The organism is Pseudomonas sp. Sample_11 (assembly GCF_004307505.1).
In the GTDB taxonomy this organism is placed as follows: domain Bacteria; phylum Pseudomonadota; class Gammaproteobacteria; order Pseudomonadales; family Pseudomonadaceae; genus Aquipseudomonas; species Aquipseudomonas atacamensis.
The window spans coordinates 21,318-37,245 of sequence record NZ_RCOD01000090.1 but is presented as its reverse complement, the minus strand read 5'-3'; the positions used below and the strand labels follow the sequence as shown (position 1 = coordinate 37,245).

General features: G+C 61.6%; 15 protein-coding genes. 6 read left to right on the top strand and 9 right to left on the bottom strand.

Annotated elements, in window-relative coordinates:
- Window positions 1-45 precede the first annotated feature (45 nt).
- The 3 genes from D8U60_RS24175 to D8U60_RS24165 are packed head-to-tail and all read left to right on the top strand — an operon-like array spanning window position 46 to window position 3,607.
- Window positions 46-1,947: an ATP-binding protein gene (locus tag D8U60_RS24175; protein ID WP_056790048.1), complete on the top strand. Its 1,902-nt coding sequence runs from the start codon at window positions 46-48 to the stop codon at window positions 1,945-1,947.
- Window positions 1,944-3,269, top strand: coding sequence for a sigma-54 dependent transcriptional regulator (locus tag D8U60_RS24170; RefSeq protein WP_024014166.1), 1,326 nt, complete (start codon window positions 1,944-1,946; stop codon window positions 3,267-3,269). The genes D8U60_RS24175 and D8U60_RS24170 overlap by 4 nt, the downstream gene beginning before the upstream one ends.
- Before the next feature lie 8 nt (window positions 3,270-3,277).
- Entirely contained in the window at window positions 3,278-3,607 is a 330-nt protein-coding gene (locus tag D8U60_RS24165) for a GlpM family protein (RefSeq protein WP_172834034.1), read from the top strand.
- Window positions 3,608-3,625: 18 nt separating this feature from the next.
- On the opposite strand, the gene D8U60_RS24160 is transcribed toward D8U60_RS24165, so the two are convergent.
- The 3 genes from D8U60_RS24160 to D8U60_RS24150 form a co-directional block, all read right to left on the bottom strand.
- On the bottom strand, window positions 3,626-4,534 hold the full coding sequence (locus D8U60_RS24160; protein WP_130901114.1) for a hypothetical protein: 909 nt from the start codon (window positions 4,532-4,534) through the stop codon (window positions 3,626-3,628).
- Entirely contained in the window at window positions 4,531-5,226 is a 696-nt protein-coding gene (locus D8U60_RS24155) for a hypothetical protein (RefSeq protein ID WP_024014168.1), read from the bottom strand. The genes D8U60_RS24160 and D8U60_RS24155 overlap by 4 nt, the downstream gene beginning before the upstream one ends.
- Window positions 5,227-5,333: 107 nt before the next feature.
- A complete protein-coding gene (locus D8U60_RS24150; protein ID WP_130901113.1) occupies window positions 5,334-6,368 on the bottom strand; it encodes an alpha/beta hydrolase in 1,035 nt (344 codons plus the stop codon).
- Between the two features lie 216 nt (window positions 6,369-6,584).
- On the opposite strand from D8U60_RS24150, the gene metR reads away from it, so the two are divergent.
- Window positions 6,585-7,502 (top strand): transcriptional regulator MetR, encoded by a 918-nt coding sequence (gene metR / locus D8U60_RS24145; RefSeq protein ID WP_016773382.1) that lies wholly within the window; start codon window positions 6,585-6,587, stop codon window positions 7,500-7,502.
- Window positions 7,503-7,655: 153 nt separating this feature from the next.
- Here metR and D8U60_RS24140 read toward each other — a convergent pair whose 3' ends face one another.
- The 5 genes from D8U60_RS24140 to D8U60_RS24120 form a co-directional block, all read right to left on the bottom strand.
- Entirely contained in the window at window positions 7,656-8,153 is a 498-nt protein-coding gene (locus tag D8U60_RS24140; RefSeq protein WP_130901112.1) for a GNAT family N-acetyltransferase, read from the bottom strand.
- A 1-nt stretch (window position 8,154) separates the two neighbouring features.
- Window positions 8,155-8,793, bottom strand: a complete 639-nt coding sequence (locus D8U60_RS24135; RefSeq protein WP_130901111.1) for a LysE family translocator — start codon at window positions 8,791-8,793, stop codon at window positions 8,155-8,157.
- A 23-nt stretch (window positions 8,794-8,816) separates the two neighbouring features.
- Window positions 8,817-9,227, bottom strand: a complete 411-nt coding sequence (locus D8U60_RS24130; protein WP_130901110.1) for an NUDIX domain-containing protein — start codon at window positions 9,225-9,227, stop codon at window positions 8,817-8,819.
- A 68-nt stretch (window positions 9,228-9,295) separates the two neighbouring features.
- Window positions 9,296-10,621, bottom strand: coding sequence for an APC family permease (locus D8U60_RS24125; protein ID WP_130901109.1), 1,326 nt, complete (start codon window positions 10,619-10,621; stop codon window positions 9,296-9,298).
- Window positions 10,622-10,808: 187 nt separating this feature from the next.
- Window positions 10,809-11,624 (bottom strand): carbon-nitrogen hydrolase family protein, encoded by an 816-nt coding sequence (locus tag D8U60_RS24120; protein WP_130901108.1) that lies wholly within the window; start codon window positions 11,622-11,624, stop codon window positions 10,809-10,811.
- A gap of 124 nt (window positions 11,625-11,748) precedes the next feature.
- Between D8U60_RS24120 and D8U60_RS24115 the strand changes: the two genes are divergently transcribed.
- Entirely contained in the window at window positions 11,749-12,549 is an 801-nt protein-coding gene (locus tag D8U60_RS24115; RefSeq protein ID WP_016773377.1) for a LuxR C-terminal-related transcriptional regulator, read from the top strand.
- A 109-nt stretch (window positions 12,550-12,658) separates the two neighbouring features.
- On the top strand, window positions 12,659-14,278 hold the full coding sequence (locus tag D8U60_RS24110; protein ID WP_130901107.1) for an FMN-binding glutamate synthase family protein: 1,620 nt from the start codon (window positions 12,659-12,661) through the stop codon (window positions 14,276-14,278).
- Between the two features lie 77 nt (window positions 14,279-14,355).
- Here D8U60_RS24110 and D8U60_RS24105 read toward each other — a convergent pair whose 3' ends face one another.
- Window positions 14,356-15,777, bottom strand: a complete 1,422-nt coding sequence (locus D8U60_RS24105; protein ID WP_130901106.1) for an amino acid permease — start codon at window positions 15,775-15,777, stop codon at window positions 14,356-14,358.
- Window positions 15,778-15,928: the final 151 nt, after the last annotated feature.

The window sequence follows — 15,928 nt, the reverse complement described above, 5'->3', positions numbered from 1 at the left end:
GCCACAGGCACAAACAAGTGTTGTGGTTGACCCAAGGCATCTGTGATGAAATGCGACCCCACTCTTTATCGCGCTGCAGAGCCATCACTTGCCGTGAAGCCCCGTCTGATCCGTCATCTGTTCTTGCCGCCACTGATCATCGCCCTGATGGTCGGGCTGGGTTTTATCGGCTTCTGGACCAGTGAACACTTCGGCATCCGCAGCCTCGGCGAGAACGGCCAGCGTCAGCTGGAACTGCACGCCCGCGCGGTCGAAAGCGAGATCAGCAAATACACCTACCTGCCCAGTCTGCTGGAACTCGAAACCAGTGTGCCGCAGTTGCTGGCCGACCCGACCCCGGAGCACCGGCAGACGGTCAACGATTACCTCGAAGGCCTGAACCGCCGCAGCCGCAGCCGGGCCATCTACGTCATGGACACCACCGGCCGGGTCATGGCCACCAGCAACTGGCGCGATGTCGACAGTTATCTGGGTGAAGACTTGTCCTTCCGCGCCTATTTCAAGGACGCCGTGCGCGGCCAGCCCGGGCGCTTCTATGGCATCGGCAGCACCAACGGCGAACCCGGTTACTACCTTGCCCACGGCCTCGAAGAGCACGGCAAGATCATCGGTGTCGCGGTGGTCAAGGTGCGTCTGGAAGCCATGGAAGAGCGCTGGCAGCGCGCGCGTCTGGAGGCGTTCGTCAGCGACGAGAACGGCATCATCATTCTCTCCAGCGACCCGGCCAGACGGTTGAAATCGGTGATTCCGCTGAGCGACGAGGTCAAGGAAAAACTCGCTCGCAGCCTGCAGTACTACTGGTTTCCACTCAACGAACTGCAACCGCTGGCCCGCGAGACACTGGCCGAAGGCGTGGAGAAACTGACCTTCCCGGCCAACAGCGAATTGCAGCCCGACGAAGACGACATCAGCTATCTGGCGCAAACCCGACTGCTGAGTGACACGCCGTGGAATTTCACCCTGCTCACGCCGTTGCAGGACCTGCGCCGCGAAGCGATCAACCAAGGCATTCTGGTGGCCGTTGCGTTTGCCCTGTTCGCCTTCCTGCTGATTGCCTGGAACGAGCGGCGCAAAGTCCTCGCCACCCGCCTCGCCGCCCGCGAAGCGTTGCAGGAAGCCAACAGCCAACTCGAACGTCGGATTACCGAACGCACCGCCGATCTGCGCGCCAGCAACGAACGCCTGAAGAGTCAGATCCGCGAGCGCCGCCAGGCCGAAGAGACGTTGCGCCGCGCTCAGGATGAACTGGTGCAGGCCGGCAAACTCGCCGCCATCGGCCAGATGTCGACCAGCATTGCCCATGAACTGAACCAGCCGCTGGCGGCGATGCGCACGCTGTCGGGCAACACCGTGCGCTTTCTCGAGCGCGGCCAGCTCGACGTCGCCAGCACCAACCTCAAGACCATCAACGACCTGATCGACCGCATGGGCCGGATCACCGCCAGCCTGCGTTCGTTTGCCCGGCGCGGCGACAACAAGGGTCAGGCCAGTCTCGGCAAAGCCGTCGACGCCGCCTTGCAAGTGCTCGGCGCGCGCGTGGAAAACACCGCGCTGCAGATTCACCGGCAGTTTGCCGATGTGCAATTGCTGATCGATCAGACCCGCCTCGAACAGATCCTCGTCAACCTGATCGGCAACGCCCTCGACGCCATGCACGCGCAACCGCAGCCGCAGCTGTGGCTGGAGGGTGAAGAATTCAACGGCAAGTATCGCCTGCGGGTGCGCGACAATGGCCACGGCATCGACGCCGAAGCGCGCAAGCATCTGTTCGAACCGTTCTTCACCACCAAACCCGGCGAGCAAGGCCTGGGCCTGGGCCTGACCCTGTCCGCCAGCCTCGCCGCCGCTACCGGCGGGCACCTGGGTGTTGAACACCCGGCCGGCGGTGGCACCACTTTCGTCCTCAGTTTACCGTTGGTAAGCCCTCTTTCTGCCGAGCCAATATGAACCCCGAACTCAGTGTGCTGATTGTCGAAGACGACCCCCATGTGCTGCTCGGCTGCCAACAGGCGCTGACCCTCGAAGACATTCCGTGCATCGGCGTCGGCAGTGCCGAAGAAGCGCTAGCGCAGGTCGGCGACAACTTTGCCGGCATCGTCATCAGCGACATCCGCCTGCCGGGCATCGATGGCCTGGAATTGCTCACCCGCCTCAAGCAGCGTGATCGCAGCCTGCCGGTAGTGCTGATCACCGGCCACGGCGACATTTCCATGGCTGTCGGCGCGATGCAGAAAGGCGCCTACGATTTCATGGAAAAACCTTTCTCGCCGGAACGCTTGGTCGATGTCGCGCGACGGGCGCTGGAGCAACGCAGCCTCGCCCGCGAGGTTTCCTCGTTGCGTCGACAACTGGCTGAACGCGACTCCCTTGAAGGGCGGATCATCGGCCGTTCACCAGCGATGCAGAACCTGCGCGAACTGATCGCCAACGTCGCCGACACTTCGGCCAACGTCTTGATCGAAGGCGAGACCGGCACCGGCAAGGAACTGGTCGCTCGTTGCCTGCACGATTTCAGTCGGCGCCACAGCAAACAGTTCGTCGCGCTGAACTGCGGCGGCCTGCCGGAAAACCTTTTTGAAAGCGAGATCTTCGGCCACGAAGCCAACGCCTTCACTGGCGCCGGCAAACGCCGCATCGGCAAGATCGAGCACGCCGACGGCGGTACGCTGTTCCTCGACGAAGTGGAAAGCATGCCGCTGCCGTTGCAGATCAAGTTGCTGCGCGTATTGCAGGAACGCACCCTCGAACGGCTCGGCTCGAACCAGAGCGTGGCAGTGGATTGCCGGGTGATTGCGGCGACCAAATCCGACCTCGATGAGTCGAGCAAGGCCGGCGAGTTTCGCAGCGACCTGTACTACCGCCTCAACGTCGTGACCCTGGAATTGCCGCCGCTGCGCGAACGCCGCGAAGACATCCTGCAACTGTTCGAACACTTCACCCAGCAATCGGCGCTGCGCTTCGACCGCGCGCTGCCGGAGCTGGACAACCAGACCCTGTCGAACCTGATGAGCCACGACTGGCCGGGCAACGTGCGCGAACTGCGCAACGTCGCCGAACGCTTCGCCCTCGGCCTGCCGGCTTTCAAGAAATCCGGGGCCAGCGCCGGCCAGGGTCTGGCGTTTGCCGAAGCGGTGGAAGCGTTCGAGCGCAATCTGCTGGTCGACGCCTTGCAACGCAGCGGCGGCAACCTGACCCAGGCCAGCCAGGAACTGGGCATGGCCAAGACCACGCTGTTCGACAAAGTCAAAAAGTACGGGCTGAGCCACTGATGGATCTGATTCTCAAAGCCGCGATCGGCGCCGCAGTGGTGCTGATCCTCGCGGCACTGTCCAAGACCAGAAATTACTACATCGCCGGTCTGGTGCCGCTGTTCCCGACCTTTGCCCTGATTGCGCACTACATCGTCGGCAAGGGCCGTTCGGTCGACGATCTGAAGACCACGATCGTGTTCGGGATGTGGTCGATCATTCCCTACTTCGTGTATCTGGCGACGCTGTATGTGATGGTCGACCGCATGCGCCTGGAAGCGTCATTGGCGGTGGCGGCGGTGGCGTGGCTGATAGCGGCGACGGTATTGGTGAGCGTGTGGGTCCGGCTGCATGCCTGAACCCACGCGCATCAGCCTCTAGCGACCGTAGACTCTGGCCAGTTGCGCGGACGACAGAGCATCCTCGAACGGCACTGGCACTGACTTCACCGCACCGTAGAGATTGCGGTAGCGCCAGTAGTTGCCGTTTTGCGCCAGTTGATAACCGCGCTCGACCACGCGCTGGCCGTCGAGCACGTAACGCAGGGTTTCCTGCGCGGCGGGCGGTGGCGTCGGTTGCATCAGGTCGGCGCTCAATACGCGCATGGATTCGTCAATGCATTCATCCAGCGCGGCGGTGACCTTGGCCAGGTCAAGGGCGCCGTCATCGATGCATTGCTTGCCGCAACGACGGATCGGCTGACTGGCCACTTCGATGCGCATGCGGTACAGCGGCGAGCCGGCGATATCCTGCAATTGCACCTGATTGACCAGCACGAAACTGCCGCGATCGGGCGTCAGCATCAGCTTCGGTTCAATCAGCAAGCGTGCCGTCACCGCACCCTCCCCCTGCTTGAATCCGGACACCTGCGACGCCGCCTGAAAACGCTGTTGCAAGCGCTCCTGCAACGGCACGCCAGCAAGCAGGTCGGCCAGCGGCCGCGATTCGTTCAGCGCGGCTTTTTCGGCATCGCGCTGCAACGTACCGGAACCCATTTGCGTGTTGATCAGGCTGGCCACCAGAATCCCCGCCAACCCGGCGCCCGCGCCGGAGCTCGACACCAGTGTGTAGCTGGAATTGGCCGCGTTCACTGCCGCCTTGCTGTCGATCACCGTGCTGGCGCCGACGAATTCCGCCGGCAGTTGCACGTCGACCTTGAGCCCGTGAGCCTGCACATAGCTCATGGCGGCCTGATCCTTGAAACCGGCCTCGGGTGCCGGTTTCTGCGCACAGCCAGGCAACGCCAGCAGCGAGATCACCGCAATGGTCAGCGCCAGACGTTTCATTGCGCGAACGGGGCGATCATTTGCTGCCGGCTGTTATCCATCGCCTGATAAAACGCGTTGGACAGGTTGGTGTAGGACGGCTCGTCCCACTCACCTTGCGCGGCTTGCACAGCGGCGAATGGCTGGTACCACAAGAGTTTGTTGTCCGACAGATCGATCACCATGCCCTGGCCGCCGACCTGGGCCATCGGCACGCTGGTGGGCACGATGCTGTAGTAGCTGCGGGTCGCACCGGTGGCATAAATCGACACCAGCAACAGACGGTCGATGCCGTGGGCAGCTTTCATCGGCGACAGGTCCTTGGTCATGTAGCCCTCGCGGAAATCGACTTCCTTGAAGGTCTTCAGATCGACCTTTTCATCAATGCGCTTGGCCTTGTAGCCCTTGGCTTGCAGCTTGGCGACGATGGCGTCGGGCAGGGTTTCCAGATCGCGCACTTGCCAGGTTTCGACGTTGGCGCTGAGCTTGCTGTTGACGCCGGCATTAATGGCGTAATCGAGGATGCCCTGATTGCCGGTCAGCGCCAGCACTGGCGACGGTACGACGGTAATGGCCACACCGATGGTCGGCTCTTTGGCATCCCAGAACTGTTTGTCCAGGGCCACGGGCGGTTGCACATGGGCGCAGCCGGTGAGAGTCAGTACGGCGAGCAGAGCCAGCGCGGCCCATTGACGTGTAGCGCGAAAAATCATGGATCAAGTCCCTATGTCTGAAAACGTTCCTGCGCCTTATCGGCAACAACGCGGCAAACAATAGCGGCACATTGATATTTTTTTGGCGACAGGATGCTGGCGCACTCTTACAGCAGATTGTTCGGCGCCGCCGGATCGACCCGAGCCCAATGCGAAGTGTCCTCGCGATGCGCCTGCAGATACGGCAGCACCGCCGCCAGCAACGGTTCCTTGAACGCCTCCTGAAAGCGATGCGCGAGTCCCGGAATCAGTTTCAACTGACTGCCCTGAATGTGCGCCGCCAGATGCACGCCGTGCATCACCGGCAGCAGCGGATCTGCCGTGCCATGCACCACCAGGGTCGGCACGCGCAGTTGATTGAGCAAAGCCACGCGACTGGGTTCGGCAAGTATCGCCATGATTTGCCGTTTGACGCCTTCGGGGTTGAATGCACGGTCGTAGGACGCCGCCGCCTGTTGCAGCAAGGCCTGACGATCATCGGTTACCGCCGGGCTACCGAGTGCCGCGAGCAGATCGGCCTGTTGCTCCAGCGCCACTTCGCGGTTCGGCGCGCCTCGGCGCGAGAGCAACTGCACCAGCGCCGCACTCGGCGCCGGCAGGCCTTCAGCGCCGGAAGTGGTCATGATCAGCGTCAGGCTTTCCACCCGCTGCGGCGCCATCGCCGCCATGTGCTGGGCGATCATTCCGCCCATGCTCGCGCCGAGCACGTGGAATTGCTCGACCTTCAGCGCGGTCATCAAACCCAGCGCATCGTCAGCCATGTCAGTCAGGCTATAAGGTGCCGACACCGGCAGACCGAGTTTGTAACGCAGCACTTCGAAGGTCAGATTGGCCTCGATCGGTGCCTGCCGCCAAGTCGACAATCCGACGTCGCGGTTGTCATAGCGGATCACCCGGAAACCCTGCTGGCACAAAGCGACAACCACTTCGTCCGGCCAGTGGATCAACTGCCCACCCAGGCCCATGACCAGCAACAGCGCCGGGTCTGACGCACGGCCGATACTCTGATAGGCAAGACTGACCTGCGCCAGCTCGGCGTGCTCGGTCGGCACGTTGACATCGCAGCGTCCGGCTGCAAACGAGCCGGCCCCGAACAAAAGCGCGGCCAACGCGGCCGCGACTGAAAACAATCTCTTGAACATGAAAAACACCAAAACGCAGCACCCCAGTAGAGCGCGAGTCTGATGAAGTTCGTGCGAGCGCGCTGCCACAGTTGCATGACAGTTTGATGAAGAGTGCCGAGCGGTCGGCTGTCGATTGCATCGCCGGAACCTGGCCGGCAGATCGACAAAGCCAACGTCATGAGACAAACTCACCTTCCCCGCATTCGTCACAAGTTTTCTTCATGGAGCCCGCCGGTGCTTGAAATCCGACATCTGAAAACCCTGCATGCCCTGCGCGAGGCCGACAGCCTGGTCGACGCCGCCGACCGTTTGCATCTGACACAGTCAGCACTGTCGCACCAATTCAAAGAGCTGGAAGAGCGCATGGGCATGCAGTTGTTCGTGCGCAAGACCAAACCGGTGCGCTTCACCAGCGCCGGTCTGCGCCTGCTGCAACTGGCCGATGCCACTCTGCCGCTGTTGCGTGCTGCGGAACGGGACATTGGTCGGCTGGCCGGTGGCACCGCCGGGCGTCTGCACATGGCGATCGAATGCCACAGCTGCTTCCAGTGGCTGATGCCGACCATCGACCAGTTCCGCGATGCCTGGCCGGAAGTCGAGCTGGACCTGGCTTCGGGTTTTGCTTTCGCCCCGCTGCCGGCACTGGCCCGTGGCGATCTGGATCTGGTGGTGACCTCCGATCCGCTGGAAATTGCCGGCATCACTTACGTGCCGCTGTTCACTTACGAAGCCATGCTCGCCGTGGCCAACCAGCATGCACTGGCGAGCAAGCCGTACATCGTTCCCGAAGACTTGTTGACCGAAACGCTGATCACCTACCCGGTCGAGCGTGATCGCCTGGACATCTTCACCCGCTTCCTCGAACCGGCCGACATCGAACCGGCGCAGGTGCGCACTTCTGAGCTGACGGTGATGATGATGCAACTGGTCGCCAGCGGCCGTGGCGTCTGCGGAATGCCGCACTGGGCGCTGCATGAATACAGCTCGCGCGGTTATGTGAAGGGCAAACGGTTGGGTGAAAAGGGCTTGTTCGCGACGCTGTACGCGGCGATTCGCACGGACATGCTTGATGCGCCGTACATGCGCGATTTCCTGCTGACCGCCAAGGACACCTCGTTTTCGACCCTGGATGGTGTCAGCGCCGTACGCTGATCTGCTGTGCAGGAGATGATCGTTCCCACGCTCTGCGTGGGAATGCCTCAACGGACGCTCTGCGTTCGGCTTTGGATGGGACGCAGAGCGTCCCGGGGGCTGCATTCCCACGCAGAGCGTGGGAACGATCAGCAGGCGGAAATTATCGCTGGGTCAGAGCTGGCGCCACATGTGGATCTTGTCGAAATACTCTTCGCCCACTCGTACGGCGAGCGGTTCGAGGCCGTACTGAATGAAGCCGCAACGCTGGTACAACTGGAAAGCCGCGTCATTGCCGGCAGTCACGGTGAGCTGCAGCAGTTTCAACGCCGGATGCTTTTGCGCTTCGGCCAATGCCGCCTGCACCAGATCAAAGCCCAGACCCTTGCGACGAAAATCCGCCGAGACATACATGCCGAACAGCGTGGCCTTGTGTCGTGCCTTCTCGCGCGGTTCGAACGCCAAGCCGACAATCCCGGCCAACGTCCCGGCATCGAATGCCCCCAGCACCACATCGAGCTTGCTGGTCAGGCGCCCTTCCCACCAACTCAACGGCATCACTGCGCGTTCGCGCACGCTGGAAGTGAAGGCCTGCGGATGCCGGTCATAGGCTTCAAGCATCAGTTCGCGGTAGACCAGGGCGTGACTGGCGTCCAGCCGTTCGATCCACATGTCAGGCAGTCCGCCGTTGTTCGAGCATCAGCCGTACGGCGAGGCCGCCGAGCACCATGCCCATGAAATAACGCTGCATCGCCAGCCACGTCGGGTTGCGCACAAACCACGAGGCGATGCCTGCGGCGAACAGCGCGATCAACAGATTGACGCTGAAGCTGACGCTGATCTGCGTCAGGCCGAGGATGATGCTTTGGGTGAACACCGAGCCGTGCTCAGGGCTGATGAATTGCGGAAACACCGACAGATAGAACACGGCGATTTTCGGGTTCAGTGCGCTGGTGAGAAAACCCATGGTGATCAATTTGCGCGACGAGTCCGGCGGCAATTGCTGCGCTTCGAACGGCGAACGTGCGCCGGGCTTCAGCGCTTGCCAGGCCAGCCACAGCAGGTACAACGCACCGGCCCATTTCAACACTTCATAAGCCATCGGCACGGCAAGAAACACTGCCGTCAAACCCGCCGCCGCGGCGAACATATGCACGAAGAATCCGCCGACCACGCCGAGTAGCGAAGTCACCCCCGCGCGGCGCCCCTGACAGATCGAACGCGAGATCAGATAGATCATGTTCGGCCCCGGCGTCAGCACCATCAGCAATGCAGCGGCGGCGAAGATCAGCAGGTCTTGCAGCGGGATCATGGCAACGTCCTTTGCGGGAATGATCAGGCGAGTGCAGTCAGTGAACGGCGATAAAACGGCAGGATGTGCTCGCGTGTCAATGGCGCCAGCTCGAGCGCCGGATCAGTGGCCGGATCGACCCAGATGACTTCCTCGATTTCCGCCGCCGGACACACGTAAGTATCGATGGTCAATTGGAAGATCTCCGCGTGCACGATGAAGCCCGGCTCGTTGGCGGCGGGGGCGGAAAAACTGTTGAGGAAAATCGCCTGCGCCGGGTCGATCTGCAGCCCGAGTTCTTCTTCCAGCTCACGGGCCAATGCGTGTACTGGCAACTCGTGGGCTTCAATCTTGCCACCCGGTTGCATGAAGGCCGTGGTGCCGCGCTTGCGCACCAGCAGAGTCTGGCCTTGCGGGTTGAGCAGCAGCGCAGCGGCGATATGAATGGTCGACATAAAGGACTCCCTTGGCGCAAAAGCGCCAAGGATCCCATGCCCGTCAGAGTGAAGCCAAGCCACGAAGCTCAGGTCGCTTCCTGAAAATCCAGTTCCGGCGGCTGGCGGCGGAAACCACCGGTCAGCACGGCAAGGTACACCACACCAATCGCCAGCCAGCTCAGCCCCAGCCACACCGCCAGATGATCAAGGCTGACCATCAGCCACAGGTCGGCGACCAGACCGATCAGCGGGCAGAGCAGAAACAGCAGCAGCTCGCGCGGACCTTTTTTCTCGCCGCCGATCCAGTAATGGAAGATCACCGACAGGTTGACCAGGCTGAACGCCAGGAACGCGCCGAAGTTGATGAACGAGGTCGAGGTGGTGACGTCGAGTTTCAGCGCCAGCAACGCCACCGCCGCGCACAACAGAATGCTGTTGACCGGTGTGCCGAAGCGCGCATGCAAGGTGCCGAAAAACGATTTGGGCAAGACGCCGTCGCGGCCCATGGCGAACAACAGTCGCGAACCGCTGGCCTGGGCCGACAGCCCCGAGGCGAACTGGCCGACGATCAGGCCGATCAGGAAGATCGACACGAACAGGTCGCCACCGATATTGCGCGCAATTTCATAGGCTGCCGAGTCGACGCTGTCGAACTGGAACGATGGATGAGCGATCTGCACGAAGTACGAAACGCCGACGAAGATCAGGCCGCCAATCAGGGTGATCAGCATGATCGCCCGGGGAATGGTGCGGCGTGGATCGCGGGTCTCTTCGGTCAGGGTGCTCACAGCGTCGAAGCCAAGGAATGAATAGCAGGCAATCGCCGCGCCGCTCATGATCAGCGGCATCTGCATGTCGCCGTTGAAGAACGGTTTGACTGACCACAGCGGCGTGCTCGCATCGCCGCCGATGTAGTGCACGCACAGCGCAACGAAGGCAATCAACACGAGGAACTGCACCAGCATCAGCAAGGCGTTGATGCCGTTGGCCAGTTTCAGCCCGACGATGTTGATCGCACTGGTGATGCCGATGAACGCCAGCACCCAGATCCATTGCGGGATCGACGGAAATGCCGAAGCCAGATAAGCGGCGCCGATCAGCCAGATCGCCATCGGTAGAAACAGATAATCGAGCAACACCGCCCAGCCGGCAATGAAACCGAGTTTCGGGCTGATTGCCTTGCGCACGTAGCTGTAAGCCGAACCGGCGACCGGGAAAGCGGCGGCCATGCGTCCGTAACTCATGGCGGTGAAGAACATCGCCACCAGCGCGGCCAGGTAGGCGGCCGGCACCATGCCGGCGGTGGACTGGGCGAGGATGCCGAAAGTGCCGAGGACAATGATCGGCGTCATGTAGGCGATGCCGAACAGCACCACCGACCCTAGCGAAAGGGTGCGTTGCAAACGAGCCATGGGCGACTTACTCCGAATGTTATTGGATTTATGGCAGAGCCGGGTTCGGCGAAAATTCGGGTGTGGCTGATCGTTCCCACGCTCTGCGTGGGAATGCCTCAATGGACGCTCTGCGTCCGCTCTTGGGACGCGGAGCGTCCCGGGCTGCGTTCCCACGCAGAGCGTGGGAACGATCAGGTACAGCAGGTCAAGGAATCAGCAGCTCGCGCAGACCAGAAGCCTGCTCCACCACCTCCCCCGGCAACTTCAAACGCTGATCATCCAGATAGCGATAATCCTTGCGCGCAATCTCCAGTTGCGTGAAATCCAGCTCGACCCTGAACTGCCCTTCTTCGCGTCCGGCCTCGAACAGCAGCGCACCCAACGGATCGACCAGCGCGCTGCCGCCGGCAAACACCAGACCGTCATCCCCTGCATCAACGCGATTGACCATCAGCGCAAACGCCTGGTTTTCCTGGGCGCGGGCCATGATCGCGGTGCGGTGGGTCGGGCCGTACGGGTCCATGTTGCCGTTGGTGACGATGAGCAATTCCGCGCCCAGTTGCGCCAGGGCGCGGGCGGTTTCCGGGAACTCGATGTCGTAGCAGATCAACAGGCCCACGCGCGCACCGTTCCACACGCAGGTGGCGTAACGGTCGCCGGCTTCGAACACGCCGCGATCCGAAGCCCACAAGTGGGTCTTGCGGTATTTCAGGGCGATGCCTTCGGGGGTGATCAGCAGCGTGGTGTTGTAGAAGCGGCCGTTGTCGTTTTCGGCCATGCCGATCACCACAGCGATGTCACGCTCACGCGCTGCTGCGAGCACGGCGCTGACGGTCGGGCCGTCGAGCGGTTCGGCGATCTGCGCCACGGTTTCGGCGTTGGGGAAGCCCATCAGGTGGGTTTCCGGGAACACGATCATCTGCGTGTCGGCCGCGCAGGCAGCAATCGCCGCCAGTGCGCGTTGCAGGTTGTAAGCCGTGTCGTTGTCACGGCCCGCCAGTTGGGCGAGTTCGACTTTCATGGTTATCCCTTGTTATGTGGCCCGGCCCGGAAAGATTGCCCGGTGCCTGTCTGTGGGCCAGTATGCGCAGCAAGCAACCGGCCAGGGAATCACGCGGCCGGGGTAACCCGATAGGGGTAGATCGATGACACTTTCGTTGAATGACATCACTTGGCACCGCGCCGTCGGGCAATTGATCGACGCGCTCGACAAGCCGAATTTCTGGGCGCAACTGGTGCGCCTGCTTGAGCAGTACGTGGCGTTCGATAGCTGGGTGGTGCTGCTGTTCAGCGCCGATCAGCATCCGCAAGTCTTCGCCGAATGCCCCGGCGAGGACGGCAGCCCGGACCCGTTGTTCCAGGATTATCTGCGCGGGCTGTATCTGCTCGATCCGTTCTACATTGCCTGCCGCGAGCAGTCGCGCACCGGCCTGTATCGCCTCTCGGAAGTCGCGCCGGAGCATTTCGAGCTGACCGAGTACTACCAGCGATACTTTCGTCTGAATGTGGTGGCCGACGAAATCCAGTTCAATTGCCAGCTCGAAGGCGAGCGCACGCTGTGCCTGTCGCTGGGCAGTGAAAAACGTTTCACTGGCGAACAGATCGCTTTGCTGTCTTTGATTCAACCGTGGGTGCTGGGCCTGCTACGCCAGCGCCTGCCCTACGAAATCAACGAAACCGTGGCCCTCGCCGTCGCACCTGCGCAGGCAGACTGGCGGGTGCAACTGGAAGCGTCGGTGCAACAGCTCAAGGGCGCCCAACTGACCGCGCGGGAACTGGATGTCGGGCGTTTGATGCTCAGCGGTTGTTCCAGTAAGGAAATCGCCCGCAAGCTGGAAATCTCCGTGGAAACCGTGAAAGTCCATAAGAAACACATGTACAGCAAGCTGGGGATCAAATCCCAGTCCGAGCTGTTTTCGATTTTTCTGCAGGCGCAGAACGCCTGAAAAGATCGCAGCCTCCGGCAGCTCCTACAGATCAGTGCATGAATTGTCTTTGTAGGAGCTGCCGAAGGCTGCGATCTTTTGAATTTGAATTCCGAACCAAGGAACCCGTATGAGCCTGTCTTTGCTGAGCCGCTACGCCTTCTTTGCCGTCTGCGTGATTTTCACCCTCGCCAGCCTGCCCTTTCTCGAACATGACTGGCTGTGGCCGATCAGCGCCGTCACCGCGGTGCTGAGCCTGCTCGGCGTGTTCGACCTGTTGCAGACGCGCCATGCAGTGCGCCGCAATTATCCGATTCTGGGCAACATCCGTTATCTGGTCGAAGGTATCCGCCCGGAGATTCGCCAGTATCTGCTCGAGTCCGACAGCGACGCCCTGCCCTTCTCCCGCGCGCAGCGTTCGCTAGTGTACTCGCGAGCGAAAAACGAAACCGCCGACAAACCGTTCGGCACGCTGATCGACGTCTACCAGTCCGGCTTCGAATTCATCGGCCACTCGATGCGCCCGGCGCCGTTGAGTGACCCGAACGGTTTCCGCGTCACTGTCGGTGGTCCGCAGTGCACGCAGCCGTACTCGGCGTCGATCTTCAATATCTCGGCAATGAGCTTCGGCTCGCTCAGCGCCAACGCCATCCGCGCCTTGAACCAGGGCGCGAAACTCGGCAACTTCGCCCACGACACCGGTGAAGGCAGCATCAGCCCGTATCACCGCGAACACGGTGGTGATCTGACCTGGGAGCTGGGCAGCGGCTACTTCGGCTGCCGCACCAGCGACGGCCGTTTCGACCCGGAGCGCTTCGCCGTACAGGCACAGAATCCGCAAGTGCGCATGATTGAAATCAAGATGAGCCAGGGCGCCAAACCCGGCCACGGCGGGATCCTGCCCAAGCACAAGGTCACCAAAGAGATTGCTGAAACCCGCGGCATCCTGATGGGCGAAGACTGCGTTTCGCCGTCGCGCCACAGTGCGTTTTCCACGCCGATCGAGATGATGCAGTTCATCCAGCAACTGCGCGAACTGTCCGGTGGCAAGCCGGTGGGCTTCAAGTTCTGCCTCGGCCATCCGTGGGAATTCATGGGCATTGCCAAGGCCATGCTGGAAACCGGCATTCTTCCCGACTTCATCGTCGTCGATGGCAAGGAAGGCGGCACTGGCGCAGCGCCTGTCGAGTTCACCGACCACATCGGCGTGCCGATGCGCGAAGGCTTGCTGTTCGTGCACAACACGCTGGTCGGCCTGAACCTGCGCGACAAGATCAAACTCGGCGCCAGCGGCAAGATCGTCAGCGCCTTCGACATCGCCAGCGTATTGGCCATTGGCGCCGACTGGGCCAACTCGGCGCGCGGCTTCATGTTCGCCATCGGCTGCATCCAGTCACAGTCGTGCCACACCAACAAATGCCCGACCGGCGTCGCCACCCAGGACGCCCTGCGCCAACGCGCTCTGGTGGTGCCGGACAAGGCCCAGCGCGTCTACAACTTCCATCGCAGCACGCTCAAAGCGCTGGCGGAGATGCTCGCTGCCGCCGGGCTCGATCATCCATCGCAACTGTCGGCCAAGCATCTGGTGCGGCGCATGTCGGCAACCGAGATCAAACTGTTCTCGCAGTTGCATGTGTTTCTGAAACCGGGGGAACTGCTTACCGGCGAAGTGAATGGCGAGTTCTATTCGCGGATGTGGCAGATGGCGCGGGCGGACAGTTTTGAGCCGCAGGAAGTGGTAGCGGCCTAAGACTGGCGATCAGCTCGCGTGAACCAAAAAAGCCCCGATCTTGCGACCGGGGCTTTGTTTTTTTCAGCGGCTTGAACTTACGAAATCGAACGCACCGCGTCTTGCGAAACCTGGTTCGGCTGCAACTTGAACACGTAAAACAACACCGTCAGCAACACCAGAAACGCCGGCCCGACATACAGCGCCACGCGGGTATCCGGGAAGTACGCCATCAGGCCGACCACCAGTACCAGAAACGCCAGGGCGAAATATGAACTGACCGGGTACAGCCACATCTTGTACTTGAGGCCGGCACGTTCGCTGGCGCTCAGGCCTTTGCGGAATTTCAGCTGGGCGAGAAGGATCATCACCCAGGTCCAGATCGCACCGAAGGTGGCAATCGAGGTGACCCAGACGAAGACCTTTTCCGGCACCAGATAGTTGAGCACTACGCCCAGCAGCAACACCGCGATCGACAGCAACAGCGCCCGACGCGGCACGCCGTTGTTCGAGGTCTTGGCGAAACCGGCCGGGGCCTGGCCGTTCTGCGCCAGGCTGTAGAGCATGCGCCCGGTGCTGAAGATGCCGCCGTTGCACGACGACAGCGCCGCAGCAATCACCACGAAGTTGATGATACCGGCGGCGGTCTTGATGCCCAGCCGCTCGAAGGTCATCACGAACGGGCTGCCCTGGGTGCCGATTTCGTTCCACGGGTAGATCGACAGAATCACGAACAGCGCGCCGACGTAGAACAGCAGAATCCGCCAGAACACCGAGCCGATTGCGTCAGGAATGGTCTTCTGTGGATTCTTCGCTTCACCGGCGGTGAGGCCGATCATCTCGACACCGAGGTAGGCGAACATGACCATTTGCAGCGACATCAGCACACCGGTCACGCCGTTGGGCATGAAACCGCCGTGGGCCCACAGGTTGGAAATGCCCAGCGCCACGCCATCATTGCCGAAACCGAAGGCGATGATGCCGACGCCGCCGATGACCATGGCGATGATGGTGACGATCTTGATCAGGGCGAACCAGAATTCGAACTCGCCGAAGGCTTTCACCGCGATCAGGTTGATCGAGCCCATGCTGATCAACGCCGCCAGGGCCCAGATCCAGCGCGGTACATCCGGGAACCAGATACCCATGTACACCGCCACCGCAGTGATTTCCGCGACGCAGGTGACCAGCCACAGAAACCAGTAATTCCAACCGGTGAGAAAGCCTGCCAGCGGACCGAGATAGTCCTGCGCGTAGCGGCTGAACGAACCGGCCACCGGGTTATGCACGGCCATTTCGCCGAGTGCGCGCATGATCACCAGGATCGCCAGACCGCCAAGGATGTAGGAAAGCATGATCGCCGGACCGGCCATCTGGATGGCTTTGGCCGAGCCGAGAAACAGGCCGACGCCGATACAGGCACCGAGCGCCATCAGGCGGATATGCCGTTCGCCGAGTTCTCGTTTGAGCGGACCGCCCGAAGCGGTGTCGCCGTGCGGCAGAGGATTGCCAACTGGCATAGGGGTACAACCTCGTCTTGTTATTGGATATGACCACCGGGTTTCGAAGCGTCGGCCGATAGGCCTTGGCTGGGCAGGAAACCGCGTCTGCTTCATGGGCTGACGCGTCTTGCAGGGCGGGCCTGAAAGATCAGCGGGGCGTGCAGTATAA

What these genes read in the sequence shown, in the direction of transcription:
- D8U60_RS24175 (WP_056790048.1), top strand. Translation starts at nt 46, where the DNA reads ATGAAATGCGACCCCACTCTTTATCGCGCTGCAGAGCCATCACTTGCC.
- D8U60_RS24170 (WP_024014166.1), top strand. Translation starts at nt 1,944, where the DNA reads ATGAACCCCGAACTCAGTGTGCTGATTGTCGAAGACGACCCCCATGTG.
- D8U60_RS24160 (WP_130901114.1), bottom strand. Translation starts at nt 4,534, where the DNA reads ATGAAACGTCTGGCGCTGACCATTGCGGTGATCTCGCTGCTGGCGTTG.
- D8U60_RS24155 (WP_024014168.1), bottom strand. Translation starts at nt 5,226, where the DNA reads ATGATTTTTCGCGCTACACGTCAATGGGCCGCGCTGGCTCTGCTCGCC.
- D8U60_RS24150 (WP_130901113.1), bottom strand. Translation starts at nt 6,368, where the DNA reads ATGTTCAAGAGATTGTTTTCAGTCGCGGCCGCGTTGGCCGCGCTTTTG.
- D8U60_RS24140 (WP_130901112.1), bottom strand. Translation starts at nt 8,153, where the DNA reads ATGTGGATCGAACGGCTGGACGCCAGTCACGCCCTGGTCTACCGCGAA.
- D8U60_RS24135 (WP_130901111.1), bottom strand. Translation starts at nt 8,793, where the DNA reads ATGATCCCGCTGCAAGACCTGCTGATCTTCGCCGCCGCTGCATTGCTG.
- D8U60_RS24130 (WP_130901110.1), bottom strand. Translation starts at nt 9,227, where the DNA reads ATGTCGACCATTCATATCGCCGCTGCGCTGCTGCTCAACCCGCAAGGC.
- D8U60_RS24125 (WP_130901109.1), bottom strand. Translation starts at nt 10,621, where the DNA reads ATGGCTCGTTTGCAACGCACCCTTTCGCTAGGGTCGGTGGTGCTGTTC.
- D8U60_RS24120 (WP_130901108.1), bottom strand. Translation starts at nt 11,624, where the DNA reads ATGAAAGTCGAACTCGCCCAACTGGCGGGCCGTGACAACGACACGGCT.
- D8U60_RS24115 (WP_016773377.1), top strand. Translation starts at nt 11,749, where the DNA reads ATGACACTTTCGTTGAATGACATCACTTGGCACCGCGCCGTCGGGCAA.
- D8U60_RS24110 (WP_130901107.1), top strand. Translation starts at nt 12,659, where the DNA reads ATGAGCCTGTCTTTGCTGAGCCGCTACGCCTTCTTTGCCGTCTGCGTG.
- D8U60_RS24105 (WP_130901106.1), bottom strand. Translation starts at nt 15,777, where the DNA reads ATGCCAGTTGGCAATCCTCTGCCGCACGGCGACACCGCTTCGGGCGGT.